General features: G+C 73.6%; 19 protein-coding genes. 13 read left to right on the top strand and 6 right to left on the bottom strand.

Annotated features, from left to right (window positions below; genetic code table 11):
* Positions 1-8: 8 nt before the first annotated feature.
* Positions 9-494, bottom strand: coding sequence for an Asp23/Gls24 family envelope stress response protein (locus tag B079_RS0126415; protein ID WP_018548866.1), 486 nt, complete (start codon positions 492-494; stop codon positions 9-11).
* A gap of 284 nt (positions 495-778) precedes the next feature.
* Here B079_RS0126415 and B079_RS0126410 point away from each other — a divergent pair, with 284 nt between their 5' ends.
* Positions 779-1,363 (top strand): sigma-70 family RNA polymerase sigma factor, encoded by a 585-nt coding sequence (locus B079_RS0126410; protein ID WP_018548865.1) that lies wholly within the window; start codon positions 779-781, stop codon positions 1,361-1,363.
* Positions 1,360-2,109, top strand: a complete 750-nt coding sequence (locus B079_RS0126405) for an anti-sigma factor (RefSeq protein WP_018548864.1) — start codon at positions 1,360-1,362, stop codon at positions 2,107-2,109. The genes B079_RS0126410 and B079_RS0126405 overlap by 4 nt, the downstream gene beginning before the upstream one ends.
* A gap of 30 nt (positions 2,110-2,139) precedes the next feature.
* Here the strand turns inward: B079_RS0126405 and B079_RS0126400 are convergent, their stop codons facing one another.
* The 5 genes from B079_RS0126400 to B079_RS0126380 are packed head-to-tail and all read right to left on the bottom strand — an operon-like array spanning position 2,140 to position 7,568.
* Positions 2,140-2,946: a DUF1295 domain-containing protein gene (locus B079_RS0126400; RefSeq protein ID WP_018548863.1), complete on the bottom strand. Its 807-nt coding sequence runs from the start codon at positions 2,944-2,946 to the stop codon at positions 2,140-2,142.
* The gene (locus tag B079_RS0126395; protein WP_018548862.1) at positions 2,943-4,265 is read right to left on the bottom strand and encodes an SAM-dependent methyltransferase; all 1,323 of its coding nucleotides are present in this window, start codon (positions 4,263-4,265) and stop codon (positions 2,943-2,945) included. The genes B079_RS0126400 and B079_RS0126395 overlap by 4 nt, the downstream gene beginning before the upstream one ends.
* Complete coding sequence (locus B079_RS0126390; RefSeq protein WP_018548861.1) at positions 4,262-5,566, bottom strand: SAM-dependent methyltransferase; 1,305 nt, start codon at positions 5,564-5,566, stop codon at positions 4,262-4,264. Before B079_RS0126390 ends, B079_RS0126395 begins: the two co-directional genes overlap by 4 nt.
* A complete protein-coding gene (locus B079_RS0126385; RefSeq protein ID WP_018548860.1) occupies positions 5,563-6,306 on the bottom strand; it encodes a DUF1365 domain-containing protein in 744 nt (247 codons plus the stop codon). The genes B079_RS0126390 and B079_RS0126385 overlap by 4 nt, the downstream gene beginning before the upstream one ends.
* The gene (locus tag B079_RS0126380; RefSeq protein WP_018548859.1) at positions 6,303-7,568 is read right to left on the bottom strand and encodes an NAD(P)/FAD-dependent oxidoreductase; all 1,266 of its coding nucleotides are present in this window, start codon (positions 7,566-7,568) and stop codon (positions 6,303-6,305) included. Before B079_RS0126380 ends, B079_RS0126385 begins: the two co-directional genes overlap by 4 nt.
* A gap of 498 nt (positions 7,569-8,066) precedes the next feature.
* Here B079_RS0126380 and B079_RS0126375 point away from each other — a divergent pair, with 498 nt between their 5' ends.
* The 11 genes from B079_RS0126375 to B079_RS0126325 all read left to right on the top strand — a co-directional run bounded on the left by B079_RS0126375 (position 8,067) and on the right by B079_RS0126325 (position 19,102).
* Entirely contained in the window at positions 8,067-8,309 is a 243-nt protein-coding gene (locus B079_RS0126375; protein WP_018548858.1) for a hypothetical protein, read from the top strand.
* Positions 8,310-8,350: 41 nt separating this feature from the next.
* Entirely contained in the window at positions 8,351-8,569 is a 219-nt protein-coding gene (locus B079_RS0126370; RefSeq protein WP_026249102.1) for a hypothetical protein, read from the top strand.
* Positions 8,570-8,756: 187 nt separating this feature from the next.
* Positions 8,757-9,617, top strand: a complete 861-nt coding sequence (locus B079_RS0126365; RefSeq protein WP_018548856.1) for a Rieske 2Fe-2S domain-containing protein — start codon at positions 8,757-8,759, stop codon at positions 9,615-9,617.
* A gap of 72 nt (positions 9,618-9,689) precedes the next feature.
* Positions 9,690-10,214 (top strand): DUF488 family protein, encoded by a 525-nt coding sequence (locus B079_RS0126360; protein ID WP_018548855.1) that lies wholly within the window; start codon positions 9,690-9,692, stop codon positions 10,212-10,214.
* 111 nt (positions 10,215-10,325) lie between these two features.
* On the top strand, positions 10,326-11,315 hold the full coding sequence (locus tag B079_RS0126355; protein ID WP_420705791.1) for a ribonuclease BN: 990 nt from the start codon (positions 10,326-10,328) through the stop codon (positions 11,313-11,315).
* Positions 11,316-11,408: 93 nt separating this feature from the next.
* A complete protein-coding gene (locus B079_RS0126350; RefSeq protein ID WP_018548853.1) occupies positions 11,409-13,481 on the top strand; it encodes a SpoIIE family protein phosphatase in 2,073 nt (690 codons plus the stop codon).
* A gap of 152 nt (positions 13,482-13,633) precedes the next feature.
* Positions 13,634-15,112, top strand: coding sequence for a glutamate--cysteine ligase (locus B079_RS0126345; RefSeq protein WP_018548852.1), 1,479 nt, complete (start codon positions 13,634-13,636; stop codon positions 15,110-15,112).
* A gap of 51 nt (positions 15,113-15,163) precedes the next feature.
* A complete protein-coding gene (locus tag B079_RS0126340; RefSeq protein ID WP_018548851.1) occupies positions 15,164-15,766 on the top strand; it encodes a flavin reductase family protein in 603 nt (200 codons plus the stop codon).
* 141 nt (positions 15,767-15,907) lie between these two features.
* Entirely contained in the window at positions 15,908-17,065 is a 1,158-nt protein-coding gene (locus B079_RS0126335) for a mandelate racemase/muconate lactonizing enzyme family protein (RefSeq protein ID WP_026249101.1), read from the top strand.
* Positions 17,062-18,051, top strand: coding sequence for a zinc-dependent alcohol dehydrogenase (locus B079_RS0126330; protein WP_018548849.1), 990 nt, complete (start codon positions 17,062-17,064; stop codon positions 18,049-18,051). The genes B079_RS0126335 and B079_RS0126330 overlap by 4 nt, the downstream gene beginning before the upstream one ends.
* Positions 18,052-18,133: 82 nt before the next feature.
* On the top strand, positions 18,134-19,102 hold the full coding sequence (locus tag B079_RS0126325) for a hypothetical protein (protein WP_018548848.1): 969 nt from the start codon (positions 18,134-18,136) through the stop codon (positions 19,100-19,102).
* The last annotated feature ends 51 nt before the right edge of the window (positions 19,103-19,153 follow it).

The following is a 19,153-nucleotide window of genomic DNA, read 5'->3' as shown; positions in this document are numbered from 1 at the left end:
GTGCCGGGTCACGCCACACGCGGCGTGCTCTCCGGCTCGGGTTCGTCGTCCTCGGGGAGGTGCACGTCGTCGACGGCGATGTTCACCTCGACGACCTCCAGTCCGGTGATGCGTTCCACGGCGTGGATCACGTTCTCGCGGACATCGCGGGCCACCTCGGCGATCGGTACGCCGTACTCCACGACCAGGGCGAGGTCGATGGCGGTCTGCTTCTCACCAACCTCGGCCTTGACGCCCCGGCCGACGTTCGTGCCGCCGCCGGGCACCCGGTCGCGGACCGCGCCGATGGTGCGGGACAGTCCCCCGCCCATGGCGTGCACGCCGGGTATCTCGCGTGCGGCCGTACCGGCGACCTTGACGACGACCACGTCCGCGATGGAGGTCCGGCCACGTGTGGCGGCCGGTTCACCGATGCCGGTCCTGCCGGCGGTGAGGTCGGTGGCCGCCCGCTGCGGCTCGCCGGGGCGGCCCGTCTCTGCGTTGGGGATGCTCATGACCAGGTCCTCTCGGTGGTCCGGTGTGTCCTCTGTTCCCTTGGACGTGTTCCCTCGGACCCGGCCGGGCCACAGGTGTGAGGCAGATTCCCTGAATTCGTCCGCTGATGCGTCCTCCTGCGGGGTGACGTGCGCGGAGCCGTCCGGCGCCGGGTGCATCCACGGCGCCTGCGGGGCCGAAGTAGGGGCATGAGGCGGAATGGCCCGAGCCCGCCGGGAAAGCACGGGAAAGCACTCGTCACGGGCGGCGGGTCCGGGCCCCGTCGTGCTCTGGGAGGACCGTTGTGAAGGAAGCCGTGTACATCGGCGGGAACCCTGCGGCCGAGCCCGATCTGGAGCGGCTGCTGCACGAGGTGGCGCTGGGCGACCAGGAGGCGTTCGCCTCGGTCTACGACACCGTCGCCGGGCCGGTCCTGGGAGTGGTCCGCGCGGTGCTGCGTGACCGGGCGCAGTCGGAGGAGGTCGCGCAGGACGTGCTGGTGGAGGTGTGGCGCACGGCCCCGCGCTACCGGCCCGAGCGGGGCACCGCCATCAACTGGATCCTCACCCTCGCGCACCGGCGTGCCGTCGACCGGGTGCGCTCGGTCGAGGCGGCGGCTGCCCGCGACACCAGGGCGGCGCTGCTGGACCGTACGCCCGAGTACGACGAGGTGACCGAGCAGGTGGAGACCCGGCTGGAGCAGGAGCAGGTGCGACGGTGTCTGCGTACGCTGACGGAGATTCAACGGCAGTCGCTGACCCTGGCCTACTACCGGGGGCTGACGTACCGCCAGGTGGCGGAGGCGCTGGCGCTGCCGCTCGGCACGGTCAAGACGCGGCTGCGCGACGGGCTGATCCGGATGCGCGACTGTCTCGGGGTGTCCGCGTGAGCGCGGCCGATCCGCACACCCTGACCGGCGCCTACGCGCTGGACGCCCTGGACGAGGACGAGCGCGCCGGTGTCGAACGGCATCTGGCCCACTGTGCGTCCTGCGCGCTGGAGGTCGCGGAGTTCGAGGCGACGGCGGCCCGGCTGGGGCTCGCGGCGACGGTGCCGGTACGGCCCGCGCTGCGCGCGGAGGTGCTGCGCCGGATCGCCTCGGTGCGTCAGGTGGCGCCGGGTACGGCGCCGACCGCGCGTCTGCGTACGACCAGGCGACGTACGCGTGGTCCGCTCGCATGGGCGCTGGCCGCGTCCGTCGCCGTCGCGGCGGCGTTCGGGGGTACGGCGCTGTGGCAGTACGAGCGGGCCCAGGACGCCACGCGGCGGGCCGCCGTGGCGGAGGGCCGGGCCGACGAGGTGGCGGGGGTGCTGGCGGCGCCGGACGCCAAGTCGGCGACGGTGCGGGTGGCGGGCGGCACGGGCACGGTGGTGGTGTCGGCGGAGCGGGACCGGGCGGTGTTCATGGCCTCGCGGATGCCCGCGCCGCCGGACGGCAAGGTGTACCAGCTGTGGTTCGACGACGGCGGGACGATGCGGTCGGCCGGGCTGATGAACCCGGTGCTGCGCAGTCAGACCGTGCTGCTGCGGGGCCCGGTGGCCGGGGCCTCCGGGGTCGGCGTCACGGTGGAACCGGCGGGCGGTTCGCCCCGGCCGACCACCGCGCCCGTCACCCTGCTGAGCCTTCCCGCGTAGCTCCGCCGAGCCCACGGACCCGGGGTGCGCCTACCCCTTCTTCGGCGGCCTCGGGAAGAAGCCGCTCGTGCGGGCCACGTACGCGTCCCAGCCCGGCCGCCCCGCCATGTGCCGCTCCAGCATTCGCTTCCCGCTGCCGTTGACGAGCAGGAAGCTCATCACCACCGGGGCGACCACGGACACCGCGGCCGGGGCCCAGCCGCCGTCGCAGGCGACGAGGAAGAGGCCCCACCAGACGCAGAAGTCGCCGAAGTAGTTGGGGTGGCGGGTCAGCCGCCACAGGCCCCGGTCCATGATGCGGCCCTTGTGGGCGGGGTCGGCCTTGAAGCGGGCGAGCTGGGCGTCGCCCACGGTCTCGAAGAACATCCCCACCGCCCACACCGCCGTGCCCAGCCAGGCCAGGCCGGAGACGGCGGGCGACGCGTACGGGGCGGCCTGCACCGGCAGCGAGACCAGCCAGACCAGGGCGCCTTGGAGGAGGTGGACCATCCGCAGGGCGTAGAGGTTCCGGTTGCCGGGGGACTTGGCGAGGAGCGCGGCGTAGCGCGGGTCCTCGCCGTGGCCCCGGCCCCGGCGCCCGATGTGCACGGCCAGCCGCAGCCCCCAGACGACGGTGAGGACCGTGACGAGGACCCGTCGGCCCGTGTCGCCCTCCCCGGCCGAGGCCGCGAGGGTGACCACCGCGACGGCGGCGAAGGCCGCGCCCCAGGCGATGTCCACGACCCGGTGCACGCCCTTGCGGACCGCGACGGCGAACGTGACGGCCATGACGCCGAAGGCGGTCGCCGCGGCCCAGCCGAGGTTCAGGGCGAAGGCGCCCCACGCGAAGCCGGTCACGGCTGCTCCAGTCCCCGGTACCAGTCCGCGCCCTCGGGCCGGGCCAGTCCGCTCGCGCCCGTGTCGGAGGGGCGGACGCAGAGGATCTGGTCCACGCCCATGCGCCGTTCCTCGAAGGCGAGCGCACCACCGGCCAGGTAGAGCCGCCAGACGCGGGCGGTCTCCGCGCCGACGAGGCGTACGACGTCGTCCCAGCGGCGTTCCAGGGTGCGGTGCCAGGCGGCCACGGTGCGCACGTAATGCTCGCGCAGCGATTCCACCGAGCGCACCTCGAGTCCGGCCCCCTCCAGCAGCCCGACGGTCTCACCGAGCGGTCGCATGTGCATGTCGGGTGCGATGTACGCCTCGATGAAGGCGCCGCCGCCCGGCGCGCGGTGACCTCGCGACATCTGCTGGACCAGCACCCGGCCCTCCGGCACGACGAGCCGGTGCAGCGCCGCGGCGAAGGCGGGGTACTCGGCGTCGCCGACGTGCTCCCCCATCTCCACGGTGGCGACCGCGTCGTACCCGGAGCCGGTGATGTCGCGGTAGTCCTGGCACACCACCTCGATCAGGTCCGCAAGTCCCCGCTCGCGGACCTGTTCGCGGACGTGGGCGGCCTGTTCGCGGGCGAGGGTGACGGCGGTGACCCGGGCCTTGTGCCGCTCGGCGGCGTACAGCGTGAGCGAGCCCCAGCCGCAGCCGATGTCGAGCAGCCGGGCGCCGGGGCGCAGCCCGAGCTTGCGGCAGATCAGTTCCAGCTTGGCGCGCTGGGCGCGGGCCGGGGCGGAATCGTCGTCCTCTGCCGCCTCGCCCGTCCAGTAGCCGCAGGAGTAGGCCATGGTGTCGTCGAGGAGCAGGCGGTAGAAGTCGTTGGACAGGTCGTAGTGGTGGCTGATCGCGGCGCGGTCGCGGGACCTGGTGTGGAGTGCGCCGCGCAGCCGGGCCTGGGAGGCGGGGGCGGGCGGCGGTGGTCCGACGGCGCCGAGGCGTACGGCTTCGACGGCGGCGCGGGCCCGGTCGGCGAGGGTGAGGCGCGGGGCGTGGGTGCCCCGTGCGCGGGCGGCGGCCCAGACGGCGCGCAGCCCCTCGGCGAGGTCGCCCTCGATGTCGATCTCGCCGGTGATGTACGCCTGGGCGAGGCCGAGTTCGCCGGGCTGCCACAGCAGTCGGCGCAGCGCGCGCCGGGAGCGTACGACGACCACGGGGGCGCCGGGTGGTCCGGTCTCGCTGCCGTCCCAGGCGCGCAGCCGGATGGGCAGCCGGGTGCCGACGGCCTCCTCGGCGAGGTCCGCGATCCGGTGGGCGGCACCGGTCCGCCTCGGGGATGTGGTGCTCATGGGGCGGGGTTCTCCTTGGTGAGCAGATACTGCTGGACGTCGAGATAGCCGGAGCGGAACCCGGCCTCGGAGTAGGCGAGGTAGAAGGTCCACAGCCGCCGGAAGACCGTGTCGAAGCCGAGGGCGGTGACCTCGTCGGAGCGGTCGGTGAACCGCTCGCGCCACAGCCGCAGGGTCTCGGCGTAGTGCGCGCCGAAGGCGTCGCGGCGGGCGACGGCCAGCGCGGTGTGCTCGCGCACGGTCTGCTCGACGGCCTCCATGGAGGGCAGCAGGCCGCCGGGGAAGACGTACTTCTGGATCCAGGTGTGGGTGTTCCGGCTGGCCAGCATCCGGTCGTGGGGCATGGTGATGGCCTGGAGCGCGGCCCGGCCGCCGGGGGCGAGGCGGGCGTCGAGGGTGCGGAAGTAGACCGGCCAGAACTCGGCGCCGACGGCCTCCAGCATCTCCACGCTGACGATCGCGTCGTAGCTGCCGCGCGCCTCGCGGTAGTCGCGCAGCTCGACGGTGACACGGTCGCCGAGGCCCGCCTCGCGCACGCGGCGCAGGGCGAGGTCGCGCTGTTCGCGGGAGAGGGTGAGGGAGGTGACGTGGGCGCCCCGGGCGGCGGCGCGCAGGGCGAGTTCGCCCCAGCCGGTGCCGATCTCCAGGAGCCTGGTGCCCTCGCCGACGGCGGCCATGTCGAGCAGACGGTCGGTCTTGCGGTGCTGGGCGGCGGCGAGCAGGGACCACTCGGCGGGGAAGCCCCGGAAGACGGCGGCGGAGTAGGTGAGGGTGTCGTCCAGGAAGAGGGCGAAGAGGTCGTTGGACAGGTCGTAGTGGTGGCTGATGTTGTCGCGGGCGCCGTCGGCGGTGTTGCGGCGGGTGGCCGGTTGCCTCGGGGCCCACAGTCCGCGCAGGCGTTGCAGCGGGGCCGGGACCAGCTCGGCCGCGTGGGCCGCGAGCACGGTGAGGGCGCCGACCAGGTCGGGGGCGTCCCACTCCCCCGCCAGGTACGACTCGCCGAAGCCGATGAGCCCGCCGGTGCCGACGCGGGCGTGGAAGGCGTCGGGGTCGTGGATCTCGATCAGCGGGCCGCCCAGGCCGAGGGTGGCCCCGCCCGCGAGCCGGACGCGCAGGGGCAGTCGGCGCAGCGCGTGGCGTACGACGGCGGCGGCGACGTGCCGTACGGGCCAGGAGGCGCGGGGTACGACGGCCACGTCGGGCCAGCGGGCGGGGTCCACGCCCTCGGTGTCCCGGGCGCGGGTGTCCCGGGCGCGCGGGATGCGGGCGCGCGTCGCGGGGCGGTGGTCGGCTGTCGTCATGTGGGGATCTCCGGGTGACGTGGGTGGCTGCCGGGGCGGGGCCGTACCGGCAGACCGCGCAGGTACAGGCGGATGCCGTGGAAGCGGATGGCGGCCGAGACCGCGAGGGTGGACCAGGGGTGGCGCAGGGCCAGGCGCAGCAGCGCGGCCGGAGTGGCGGCGCGGCGGCGGCCGTGGACCGTGGCGGTGAAGGGCGGGGCGCCGGGCCGGTCCAGGCGCAGGGACAGCTGGAGGCGTTCGCCGGGCAGCGGCAGCCGCATCTCGTAGCGGCCGTCCACCGGGAAGAACGGTGAGACGTAGAACTCCTTGTCGGTGGCGGCGACTTGGTCGGGGCCGGGGTGCAACAGATAGGCGTGGCGCCCGCCGTAGGTGTTGTGCACCTCGGCGACCACGCAGCGCGGGGTGCCGTCGGGGTCGTGACACCAGTACAGGGTCAGCGGGTTGAAGACGTATCCGAGGACGCGGGCGTGGGTGAGCATCACGACCGGGCCGCCCGCCAGGTCGATGCCGTGCCCGGCGAGGAAGGCGTCGAGCGCGGTACGGATCGCCGGGGCGTCGCCGGTGAAGTGGTCGCGGGCCCGGAAGCGCGCCAACGGCCTCATGAACCACGGGAGTCGCGGCAGCCGGTCGAGATCGACCAGCCACAGGTACGTGCGGTGCCGCAGGGCGTACCGGAAGGGCGCCCTGCGCACATGGTGGATCGTGCAGGGGTACAGCGCGGGCACGGCGGGCAGGGTCACCAGCGCACCCCCAGCGCGGCAGCCGCCTCCACCCCGCTGCGGCAGCCGTCCTCGTGGAACCCCCAGCCGTGATAGGCGCCCGCGAACGCCGTGACGCCGGTGGCGAGTTCGGGCAGCCGCTGCTGGGCGGCCACCGACTCCGGCGTGTACACCGGGTGTTCGTACGTCATCCGGGCCAGCACCCGGTCCGGGGCCACCCGGTCCGCTCCGCCGAGGGTGACGATGTGGGGCTCGTCCGTGGCCAGGCACTGGAGGCGGTTCATGTCGTAGCTGACGCGCACCCGGTCCGCGCCCGCGTCGCAGGCGGGCATCAGGTAGTTCCAGGAGGCGCGGGCGGCCCGGGCGCGGGGCAGCAGGGCGGTGTCGGTGTGCAGCAGGGTGGGGTTGCGGGAGTAACGGAAGGCGCCGAGGAGTTCCTTCTCGTGCGGGGTGGCGTCGCCGAGGAGGCGCAGCGCCTGGTCGGGGTGGACGGCGACGACCACGTGGTCGTACGCGGCCGTGCGGCCGTCCTCGGTGATCACCTCGGCGCCGTCCGTGTGCCGCAGCACGGTGCGGACGGGGGTGGCGGTGCAGACCTCGTGCAGCCGGGCCGCGACCCGGTCGACGTAGGTGCGGGAGCCTCCGGTGACGGTCCGCCACACCGGGGAGCCGGTCACGGAGAGCATCCCGTGGTGGTCGAGAAACCTGAACAGATAGGCGGCCGGGTAGCGTTGAGCGGTCTGCGCGTCGCAGGACCAGACGGCGGAGACCAGCGGGGTCATGAAGTGGGCGCGGAAATAAGGGGAGAAGCCCGAGCGGTCGAGGAACTGCCCCAGCGTGAGCGCGAGTTCACCGTCACCTCCGCGATCGAGGAGCCGACGGGCGGCGCGGTGGAAGGCCGGGATCTCCGCGAGCATCCGCAGATACGGGACGCGCAGCGCGTTGGACGGCCTTGCGAACAGCCCGCGTGGGCCGCGCGCACCGGCGTACTCCAGACCGCAGCCCTCGCACCGCACGGACATGCTCATCTCCGACTCCTGTGTGGCGACGCCGAGTTCACGGAAGAGGCGGAGCAGGTGGGGGTAGGTGCGGCGGTTGTGCACGATGAAACCCGAGTCCACCCGCAGCGGGGGGCCACCGCCGGGCCGGGCGAGGTCATGGGTGTGCGCGTGGCCGCCGAGGCGGGCGTCGGCCTCGTAGAGGGTGACGCGGTGCGAGCGGGCCAGCACATGGGCGGCGGTCAGCCCGGCGACGCCGCTGCCGACGACGGCGGTGTGACGCATGGATCGGTCCTCTCAAGGGCGGCAGAAAGAGAAGGGAAGAGAAGAGAGGGAGAAAGAGAAGGACGAGTGCGGCCCCGGCACGCCGCTCTCGCACCGGAGCCGCCCCGAGGGCCGCTGTCGCCGGGACGGCACGGCGAGAACACCGCACCGCCGGACCGGAGCCGCACCCCGGTCCCGCGCCACGCCCTCCACGACGGCCGGACGCATCGGCGGACGGACGCCCGCCGCCGTCCGCCCGGCCCTCGTCGGCGCGGCACACCCCGCGACCGGCCCGCCCATCGGGTGCGGACCCCGCGGCCCTCGCTCGTCCTTCTCCTCATCCCTCACACGGGGAATCCGGTCCCGGCGGTCCGGCGGATTGGTCAATCACCCGATCAGGTGAAAGAAAGATCCCGGACCCATCCATGAGGCCGTCGGCAACGGATACACCGGTCGACTCCCCGGGAATCCCTCGCCGCCCGGGGCGCGGCCCGCCCTCCCCCGGCTTACGATCCCCTCGTGGCAGACATCCCCGACAGCCTGATCGCGCTGGAGCGGTCCGCCGAGATCGAGCGGGCCCGGCTGGCCGGTCTCAGCGGCGCCGAGTACGACGCGCAGCGGCAGCGCTGGCGCGCGGTCTACGACGCCGTACAGGACGCGATCACCTCGTACGCGACGGCGACGGGCGAGGACCGGGACCGTCTGGAGGAGGCGGTCAGGACGGCGGTGCGGTGCAGCCAGGAGGACCCCGCCGTGGAGTAGCCGCGCGTGCGGCGGGCCGCCGACCGGGCCACGCTGGGGGCATGGCCGCCCTGCCTCCCGTAGTCGTGTACCCGCCCGCCGAGGACGGGGGACGCCGGGTGCGCGTCGGCGACCGGTTCGTGGGGATGGCGTACACGCTGCTCGACGTGGCCGAGTTCCTGCGCCGCGCGGGCATGGAGGACGTCGAGGCGTCGGACGTGGCGGCCGGTCCCTGGGTCGAGTGGCGGGGCGGCGGTCCGCAGGCGTGGGAGCGGGGCTGAGCAGGGGCGAACCCCCGCGCATCACCACGGCGAACTCCCGCGCACCACACGGACCCTGCGGTGAACTCCCGTCCCTCGCCGCGCACATGCTCCGGTGGCCGGGGTACCCGTGCGGTGGGAGCATGAGGCGGAAGCGCCCGGGAGGCCGCTCGACATGTCCGCCCGCCCGCGACGAGGAGCGACTGTCATGCCAAAGCTGGTCGAGGACGCCATCAACGAGATCGGGAACATGCAGGTTCTCGACGGTCCGGCGAGCAAGGCCGCCGGCCTGGTGGGGCGCGCGACGCGCGACGCCCCGGTCAAGGACGCGCTGTCCGGCACCTGGCTGGGCCACGCGCTGCACCCCGTGCTCACCGATCTGCCCATCGGCGCGTGGAGCATGGCCACCGTGCTGGACCTGACGGCCGGAAAGTCCGGGACGGCCGCCGCGCAGCGGCTCATCGGCTTCGGTCTGCTCGCGACGGTGCCCACCGCGGCGACCGGCGCGTCCGACTGGGCCGACACCTACGGCCCGCCGCAGCGGGTCGGTCTGGTGCACGCGGTGGGCAACTCCGCCGCCACCGTGGTGCAGGCGAGTTCCTGGCTGGTGCGCCGCGCGGGCCACCATCGCGCGGGTGCGGCCCTGAGCCTGCTGGGCCTGGGCATCGCGGCCGGAGCCGCCTACCTCGGCGGCCATCTGTCGTTCGTCGACGGTGTCGGCGTCAGCCACACCGCGTTCCAGGAACCCGCCTCGGACTGGACCGAGGTCGTGGCGCTGGCCGAACTCAGCGAGAACAAGCTCGTGCGGTGCGAGGCGGACGGCGTCCCGGTCGTCGTCGTACGGCACGACGGCAAGGTGTACGCGCTGTCGGACACCTGCACCCACGCGGGCGGCCCCCTGCACGAGGGCAAGGTCACCTCGGACGGCTGTGTGCAGTGCCCGTGGCACGGCAGCGAGTTCCGCCTGGACGACGGCGAGGCGGTCCGGGGCCCGGCCTCGGTGCACGAGCCGGACTGGGAGGTCAAGGTCGTCAGTGGCCGCGTCCACGTGCGGCCCGTACAGGTCTGACGGCCCGGGTTGGCCGGGAAACGGCGGCCTGGAACCCGGCGCGAGGGCGGCGAGCGGAAGCGCGTCTGCACGGTGGGCCATTCCACCCGTGACTTCGACGACGTGGTGGCGATGCTGCGCGCGAACGGCATCACCCACCTGGTGGACGTGCGCTCCTTCCCGTCCTCGCGCAAGTTCCCGCAGTGGAACCAGGCGGCCATCGCCGAGGCGCTGCCGGACGACATCGAGTACCGCTGGATTCCCGAGCTGGGCGGGCGGCGGTACACCCCCAAGGACGTGCCGACCCCCAACGGGGCCTGGCGGGTCAAGGCGTTCCGCGACTACGCCGACCACATGGCCACCGACGAGTTCCACGAGGGCCTGGACGAGCTGCTGGAGCTGGCCGAGCACGGCAGGCCCGCCATCATGTGCAGCGAGGCGGTGCCCTGGCGCTGCCACCGCAGGCTCATCACGGACGCGCTGCTCGTCGCGGGCGCCGACGTCGACCACATCATGTCGGCCACGTCGACGAAGCCCGCCACCCTGGACCCCCACGCGCACGTCGCGGACGGGCGCATCACGTATCCGCCGGACGATCCGGACGAGCCGCCCGCCTGACCTCGTACGGCGGTCCCGGCACCGCCCCGGCCCTGACCCGTACGGCACGCCCGTTCACCACTCTGGCCCGCCCAGGACCCCGCGGCCGGGCGCTCCGTGCCGCCGGGGCGGATGATCGGGGCAGGAGACGGAGTCGGTCCGCGTGCGGTGTGCAGGGGAGTCGAGAGCGTGAGCCAGTGGCGGCGCGGCCTCCACCGCGCCTGGGAGTGGGTCGAGCTGCCCGCCCTGCTCCGGCGCGGTCGCGAGCTGGAGCTGATGCACCGCGCGATGGGCTTCGCCACGCTCTCCCTGGTGACGCTCGCCCCGCTCCTCATCGTGGTCGCGGCGGCCGATCCGCTGGTGCGGGGCGGGTTCGCCTCGTGGCTGTCGGACGGCATGGGGCTGTCCGGCACGTCGGCGCAGGTGCTCACAGACGTGTTCAGCCCGCCGCGCGAGGTCATCGGCACCACCAGCGCGTGGAGCATCCTGATGCTCGCGCTGTTCGGCGTGTCCTTCGGCGGCAGCGTGCAGAACGCCTTCGAGCGCGTGTGGGGGCTCCCGGCCGGTCCCTGGCACCGGGTGTGGCGGCAGGCGACCTGGCTGGCGGTGCTGATGGCGTATCTGTACCAGGAGGTGCAGACGAAAACGTCGCTGCACGGCTCCCCCCGGATCGTGCTGACCACGCTCACCACGGTGCTGTTCTTCTGGTGGGGCCCGTGGTTCCTGCTCGGCGGCCAGGTCCGCTGGTACCTCCTGCTGCCGGGCGCGCTCGCCACCGTGGTCGGGCTCGCGGGCCTTCGCGCCTTCTCCACGCTGGTCTTCACCCCGCTGATCGTCACCAACGCGCTGAGCTACGGCGCGGTGGGCACCGTCCTCGTGGTGTCGTCGTGGCTGATCGGGGTCGGGTTCGTGGTGTACGGCGGCGCGCTGTTCGGGCGCTGGTTCTGCGAGCACCACTGGCTGCCCTCGCACGACGAGGACGAGCCCACCCTGGACGAGGCCGACACGGACCAGGCCGACACGGACCGGCCCGACGCGGACCAGCCAGGCGCCGACCAGCCCGGCACGGACCGCGACGGAGAGGCCCCCGGCGAGGAGAACCCCGGCGACGGCAGGAGCTGAACCGCACCCCGCCCCGCTCCCTGCGGTGCGCGTGCCCCGGCGGCGGAGGCAGCATGGAGGTACGGCGCGCGCAGCGGCGGTGGAGGTGGCGGGATGGCAGTGGACTCCTTCCTGGCGGACGACGGGCACCGCGCCGAGCAGCCGCGGCCGACCGGTCTGCTGGACATGCTCAGCGTGGCCGCGGTGGCGCTGGAGCCCTCGGGGCGGATCGTCTTCTGGTCCCCGCAGGCCGAGGACCTGTTCGGCTACAAGGCCGAGGAGGCGCTCGGACAGTACGCGGCACGGCTGCTCATCGACCCGTCCCAGCTGAAGGCCGCCGTGAACCTGTTCACCGAGGTGCTGCAGACGGGCCGGGGCTGGGCGGGCACCTTCCCGGTGCGGCACAAGGACGGCTCCAGCAGGCTGACCGAGTTCCGCACCATGCGGCTGCTGAACGACACGGGCGAGGTCTACGCCCTGGGCATCGCCGCCGACCACACGGTGCTCCAGCGCGTGGAGACCGATCTGGCGCTGTGCGAACGGCTGGTGTACCAGTCCCCCATCGGGCTCGCCCTGCTCGACCCGGATCTGCGCTATCTGCTGGTCAACCCGGCACTGGAGCGGATCGACGGGATGCCGGCCGCGGACCACATCGGGCGGCTGCTGCGGGACACGATGCCGTTCCCGGACGTGGGCACGGTGGAGTCGGCGCTGCGCCACGTGCTCGCCAGCGGGCTGCCGCTGCTCGACCAGTACCACGTGGGGCGGCTGCCGGGCGATCCCGAGCACGAGCACGCCTGGTCGCTGTCGTTCTACCGCCTGGAGGACCCGCGCGGGCGGGTGCTGGGCGCGGCGGCCTCGGTGGTGGACGTCACCGAGCGGCACCGGGCGGCCGGTGAGGCGGACCGGGCGCGCAGACGGCTGGCGCTGATCGCGGACGCCTCGGCCCGGATCGGCACCACGCTGGAGGTGCAGCAGACCGCCGACGAGCTGGCCGAGGTGGCGGCCCCGGAGCTGGCGGACGTGGTCGCGGTGGACGTGCTGGACTCCGCGCTGGCCTGCCGTCGTACGAGCCGTCCCGACGAGGGGCCCGAGCTGTTCCGGGCGCTCGCGCTGAAGGCGGCCCATCCCACGGAGGCGCTGGGCGCCGCCGACCCGCCCGGTGACCTCGCGGCGTACGCGGGCGACCGGCTGGTGACGCTGTGCGTGCACACCGGGCGTCCGGTGCTGGTGGCCCGGGTCGGCCCCGAGGACCTGCCCCGCATCGCGCGGGACGCGGAGGCCGGGGAGCTGCTGGCGCAGGCGGGGGTGCACTCGTATCTGGCCGTGCCGCTGATCGCGCACGGCGAGGTGCTGGGCGCGCTGGATCTGAAGCGGACCCGTAATCCGCTGCCGTTCGACGAGGACGACGTGGTGCTGGCGGCGGAGATCGCCGGGCGGGCGGCGGTGGCGATCGACAACGCGCGCTGGTTCCAGAGCGTGCGCAACACCGCGCTCACCCTCCAGCGCAGCCTGCTGCCCGAGCACTCCCCCCGGCACACGGGTCTGGAGGTGGCCTCGCGTTATCAGCCCGCGCAGTCCACGAGCGAGGTCGGCGGCGACTGGTACGACGTGATCCCGCTGGAGGACGGCAAGACGGCGCTGGTGGTGGGCGATGTGATGGGCAACGGCATCGACGCCGCCGCCACCATGGGCCGGCTGCGCACCGCGACCTGCGCCTACGCGGATCTGGATCTGCCGCCGGAGTCGATCCTGCGCCACCTGGACAAGATCACCTGCGATCTGGAGCACTACATCGTCACGTGTCTGTACGCGGTGTACGACCCCGCCACCGGGCGGTGCACCGTCGCCAACGCGGGCCATCTGCCGCCCGCCCTGGGCCGGCCCGGGGAACCGGCCGGGTTCGTGGACCTGCCCACCGCGGCGCCGCTCGGCGTCGGCGGGGTGGCCTTCGAGGCGACCACGGTCGAGCTGGTCCCCGGCGATCTGCTGGTGCTGTACACCGACGGGCTGGTCGAGACCCGGCAGCACGCCATCGACGACCGGCTCCGCACGCTGCTGGGCTTCCTGGACGATCCCGCCCGCCCCCTGGAGGAGACCTGCGACCAGCTGCTGTACGGGCTGCGGCACCCGGACGACCACGACGACGTGGCGCTGCTGGTGGCGCGTGCGCTGGAGCCGGAGTAGCGGGCCGAGGTCGCTCACCCAGCGGGCCCGGGGCGCTCACCGGAGCGGGTCACGGGCCGCTCACCGGCCGTTCCGGTCCGCGTGGTGGGGCGGCCCGGGTGGTGCGACGCTGGGGTGGAACAGGTGTCCGAGGAGGGAATCCAGGAGGGCCGATGGGACGCGACGTCCCGGCGCTCGTCTTCACCCGCGAGGACCGCCGCCGGTACCGGATCAAGATGCAGGAGTGCCTGGACGCGTTCGCGCAGATGCTCCGTGAGTCGCGCTTCGAGTCCGAGCGGCCGCGGGTCGGCCTGGAGATCGAGCTGAACCTGGTGGACTCCGGCGCGGAACCGGCGATGCGCAACGTCGACGTGCTGGAGGCGATCGCGGACCCGGCCTGGTCGACCGAGCTGGGCCGGTTCAACCTGGAGATCAACGTGCCGCCGCGCGGGCTGACCTCGGGCGGTCCGGACGCCTGGGAGGCGGAGATCCGCGGCGCGCTCAACCACGCGGAGGACCGCGCCCGGACGGTGGGCGCGCGCCTGGTGATGATCGGCATCCTGCCCACGCTGCGCCAGGAGGACATCGGCGAGAAGTCTCTCTCCGAGAACCCGCGCTACCGGCTGCTCAACGACATGGTGTTCGCGGCCCGGGGCGAGGACCTGCGCCTCGAGGTGGACGGGGTGGACCGGCTGCGCGCCTGGGCGGACACCATCACCCCGGAGGCCGCGTGCACCAGCACCCAGTTCCATCTCCAGGTCTCGCCCGAGGAGTTCGCGCCGTACTGGAACGCGGCGCAGGCCGTCGCCGGGGTGCAGGTGGGGCTGGCGGCCAACTCGCCGTTCCTGTTCGGCCGGGAGCTGTGGCACGAGACCCGTATCCCGCTGTTCGAGCAGGCCACCGACACCCGCCCCGAGGAGATCAAGGTCCAGGGGGTACGGCCCCGGGTGTGGTTCGGGGAGCGGTGGATCAACAGCGTCTTCGACCTGTTCGAGGAGAATCTGCGCTACTTCCCGGCGCTGCTGCCGCTGTGCGACGAGCAGGACCCCGGCGAGACGCTGGACCGGGGCGACATCCCGGAGCTGGGCGAGCTGACCCTGCACAACGGCACCATCTACCGCTGGAACCGGCCGGTCTACGCGGTCGCCCACGACAAGCCGCACGTCCGCATCGAGAACCGGGTGCTGCCCGCGGGGCCTACGGTCGCGGACACGCTGGCCAACGGCGCCTTCTACTACGGCCTGACCCGTGCCCTGGTGGAGGAGGACCGCCCTGTGTGGTCGCGGATGTCGTTCGCGGCGGCCGAGGAGAACCTGCACACGGCGGCCCGCAACGGCATCGACGCGCTGCTGTACTGGCCGGGGATGGGCGAGGTGCCGGTGCCCGAGCTGGTGCTGCGGCGGCTGCTGCCGCTGGCGCACCGGGGCCTTGAGCTGTCCGGCATGGACGCGGCCTGGCGGGAGCCGCTGCTCGGGATCATCGAGCAGCGCTGTGTCACGGCGCGCAACGGGGCGGTGTGGCAGAAGGAGGCGTTCCGGCGCTTCGACACCACCTCCGAGGCGGGCCGTCACGAGGCACTGCGGCGGATGACCGAGACGTACATCGACTACATGCATCTCAACGCCCCGGTGCACACCTGGCCGGTGGACTGACCCGGTCGGCCCGCCTGCGCGGTCGCGGCGTACGCGGCCTACTGTGCTGTCATGCGTGTCGACTATTCCCCCGAGTCCATGGACCGGCGCTCGTTCTACCAGCTGCTGACCTCCGTGGTCGTGCCCCGGCCGATCGCCTGGGTCTCCACCCTGTCGGCGGACGGCGGGACGGCGAACCTCGCTCCGCACTCCTTCTTCACGGTCGCCTCCACCGCTCCGCCGATCGTGCAGTTCACCTCCGTCGGGCGGAAGGACTCGCTGCACAACGTGGAGGCCACCGGGGAGTTCGTCGTCAACCTCGCCCCCGAGCCGCTGTTCGCGGAGATCAACGCGACCGCGACCGACTTCCCGCGCGACGAGGGCGAGTTCGACGCCGTGGGCATCGCCCGGGAGCCCTCCCTGAAGGTGCGCCCGCCGCGCGTGGCCGACTCACCGGTGGCGATCGAGTGCGTGCTCCACGCGACGCTGGGCCTGGGCGACTCGACGGTGGTGTTCGGCCGGGTCGTCCACGTGGTCGTCGACGAGGACGTGCTGGTCGACGGCCGCCCCGACATCGGCCTGCTGCGCCCCCTGGCCCGGCTGGGCGGCAACGAGTGGAGCACGATCGGCGACGTACGCGAGCTGGCGCGGGAGCGGTACCAGGGGAGGGACTAGAGCCGGACCCCTCCCTCTCGCCTCTCGCTTGCCGGAACCGTTACCTGCCCGCCCCATTGACACCCCCCACACCCCCTCCCTACTGTCACGCCAGCATTTCGAACGCATGACGAAATTTCGAACACCGAGGGGTGGGCGGGCGTGCGTATCACCGGAATCAGCACCCATGTGGTCGGCACACCATGGCGGAATCTGACCTATGTGCAGGTCCACACGGACGAGGGCCTTACCGGCGTCGGGGAGACCCGGATGCTCGGCCACACCGACGCCCTGATCGGCTACTTGCGGGAGGCCGAGGCCAACCACATCGCGGGCTCGGACCCGTTCGCGGTGGAGGATCTGGTGCGCCGGATGAAGTACGGCGACTTCGGCCGGGCCGGGGAGATCGTGATGTCCGGGATCGCGGTGGTCGAGATGGCCTGCTGGGACATCAAGGGCAAGGCGCTCGGCGTACCGGTGTGGCAGTTGCTCGGCGGGAAGGTCACCGACCGGGTCAAGGCGTACGCGAACGGCTGGTACACCACCGAGCGCACCCCGGAGGCGTACCACGAGGCGGCCCGCGCGGTCGTGGCGCGGGGCTACCGGGCGCTGAAGATCGACCCGTTCGGCACCGGCCACTTCGAGCTGGACCACGAGCGCACCCGGTACGCCGTCTCCCTGATCGAGGCCGTACGGGACGCGATCGGGCCGGACACCGAGCTGATGCTGGAGATGCACGGCCGCTTCTCCCCCGCGACCGCGATCCGCCTCGCCCGCGAACTGGCGCCCTTCGGCCCGGCCTGGCTGGAGGAGCCGGTGCCGCCGGAGAATCTGAAGGCGCTGGAGAAGGTGGCTGCGAAGGTGGACATCCCGGTCGCCACCGGGGAGCGGATGCACGACCGGATCGAGTTCCGGGAGCTGTTCGAGAGCCAGGCGGCGGACATCATCCAGCCGGACGTCGGCCACATCGGCGGCATTTGGGAGACCCGCAAGCTGGCCGCGACCGCCGAGACCCACTACGTGCTGGTCGCCCCGCACAATGTGGGCGGGCCCGTCCTCACCGCCGCCTCGCTCCAAGTCGGCTTCAGCACACCGAACTTCAAGATCCTGGAGCACTTCAACGACTTCGCGGACGCGGAGATCAAGACGGTGGTCAAGGGTGCCCCCGAGGTGGTCGACGGCTACTTCCAGCTCTCCGACGCCCCCGGCCTCGGGGTCGAGCTGGACACCGACGCGGCGGCCGAATTCCCGCAGCAGCAGGCCCGGTTCGACCTGTGGGCCGAGGGCTGGGAGCAGCGGCGGCCGAAGGGGACGACGTGAGCGTCCAGGTGGTGGTGGAGGCGCCGGGCGTGTACCGACTGGAGCCGCACACACCCCGTGCGCCCGGTCCCGGCGAGGCGCTGGTCGCCGTGCACGCGGTGGGCGTCTGCGGCAGCGACCGCGAGCTGTACCGGGGCAACCGGCCCCCGGAGTACGTGCGTTACCCCGTGGTGCCGGGCCATGAGTGGTCCGGGACGGTCCGTGCGGTGGGCGCCGGGGTGCCGGAGCGGCTGGTCGGCCGCAAGGTGGTCGGCGAGGGTTTCCGCAACTGCCAGGTGTGCGCCCGCTGTCACGCGGGCGAGACCACGCTCTGCGCGGCGGGCTACGAGGAGACCGGCTTCACCCACCCCGGCGCGATGGCCCCCACCCTCACCCTCCCCGCCCGGCTGCTGCACCCCCTGCCCGACGACGCCGACCTCACCGCGGCGGCCCTCCTTGAGCCCGCCGCCTGCATCGCGGCTGCCGCTCTGCTGGCCGATGTCCGGCCGGGCGAGCGGGTCGCGGTGGTCGGCACGGGGACGCTCGGGATGCTCGCGGTGCGGTTCCTCGCGGCGGTCTCCCCGGGGGAACTCCTGGTGGTGGGCCTCGACCGTGAACGCGAGGCGCTGGCGAAGGAGTTCGGTGCCACGGACTTCGCACCGAGCGGCCCGGACCTGCCCGGCGGCTACGACGTGGTGATCGAGGCGGCAGGCTCCGCCGAGGCCGCGCTCACCGCTTCCACCCTGCTCCGGCGCGGCGGACGCCTGGTCCTGACCGGCATCCCGGCGCCGGGCGCGCTCGGTCTGGACCCGGCCGACCTCGTCGTACGGCGGCTGGAGGTGCGGACGGTCTTCGGCGCTCCCCCGGCCGCCTGGGCGCACGCGGTCCGGCTGTTCGGCGCCGGGCTGCTCGACCCCCTCCCCCTGGTGACGCACCGGCTGCCGCTGACCGAGTTCGCGCGGGCGGTCGAGGCGAAGGGCCCCGGGAAGGTGCTGCTGCTGCCCTGACCTGGGTGCACGCGCCCTCAGCGGGCGCCTCTCGCCCGAAGATCCGAACCCTGTCCGGCATACCGAACACGAAAGGCAGCCCGTGACCGACCTTTCCGCCCCGGCAGTCCGCAGGCCCGGTGAGCAGGCGCTCGCCGCTCTGGGGCTCGGCGCGCCCGCGCCCGACCCCGCCGACGCCTCCCCGCACCGTTTCCCCGGCGGCGGGAGCTGGCGTACCGAGATCCCGTCGTGCGAGGGGCCCGAGGCGCTGGCCGTCGTGCTCGCCGAGGCCGCGCGGCTGGACGTGCCGGTGCACCGGATCAGCCAGGGCAGCGGCGTGTGGATGCTCACGGACGCCGAGATCACCGAGATGGCCGGGGCGACCCGCGAACGCGGCATCGAGCTGTGCCTGTTCACCGGGCCGCGCGGCACCTGGGACACCGGGGGCGCGGTGCGCTCCGACTCGGGCGGCGGCGGCCCGCGCGCCCGGGGCCACGACGCGGTCGCCGGGTGTGTCGAGGACGCGGTGCGCGCCACCGAACTGGGCGTGCGCTGCCTGCTGGTGGCCGACGAGGGCGTGCTGTGGGCGCTGCACCGGGCGCGGGAGTCGGGGGTGCTCCCGGCGGACACCACGCTGAAGGTCTCCGCGCTGATCGGCCCGGTCAACCCCGTCTCCTACGCGGTGTTCGAGCGCCTTGGCGCCGACTCGATCAACGTGCCCGGCGATCTCACCCTCGCCCATCTCACCGAGATCCGCCGGGTGTCCGGCGCCCCCATGGACCTGTACATCGAGGCGCCGGACGACCTCGGCGGCCAGGTGCGGATGTACGAGGTGGCCGAGCTGATCCGGCGCGGCGCCCCGCTGTATCTGAAGTTCGGCCTGTCGAAGGCGCCCGGCATCTACCCGTGGGGCGCGCACCTGAGGAGCGTCGCCCTGGACACCGCGCAGGAGCGGGTGCGGCGCGGACGGCTGGTCCTCGATCTGCTCGCCCGGCACGGCGCCGACGGCGGCATGGCCCCGCTCGGCAGCCGCCTGCCCGGCCCCCTGCGCCGCTTCCCGACGACCGCGTGACCCCGTACCACCACGTGGCCCCGTAAAGACCCACCCGCACGGCCCGACCCG

It is taken from the genome of Streptomyces sp. LaPpAH-108 (genome assembly GCF_000373625.1).
Lineage (GTDB): Bacteria > Actinomycetota > Actinomycetes > Streptomycetales > Streptomycetaceae > Streptomyces.
The sequence above is the reverse complement of the archived record's forward strand: the minus strand, read 5'-3'. Positions and strand labels throughout refer to the sequence as shown.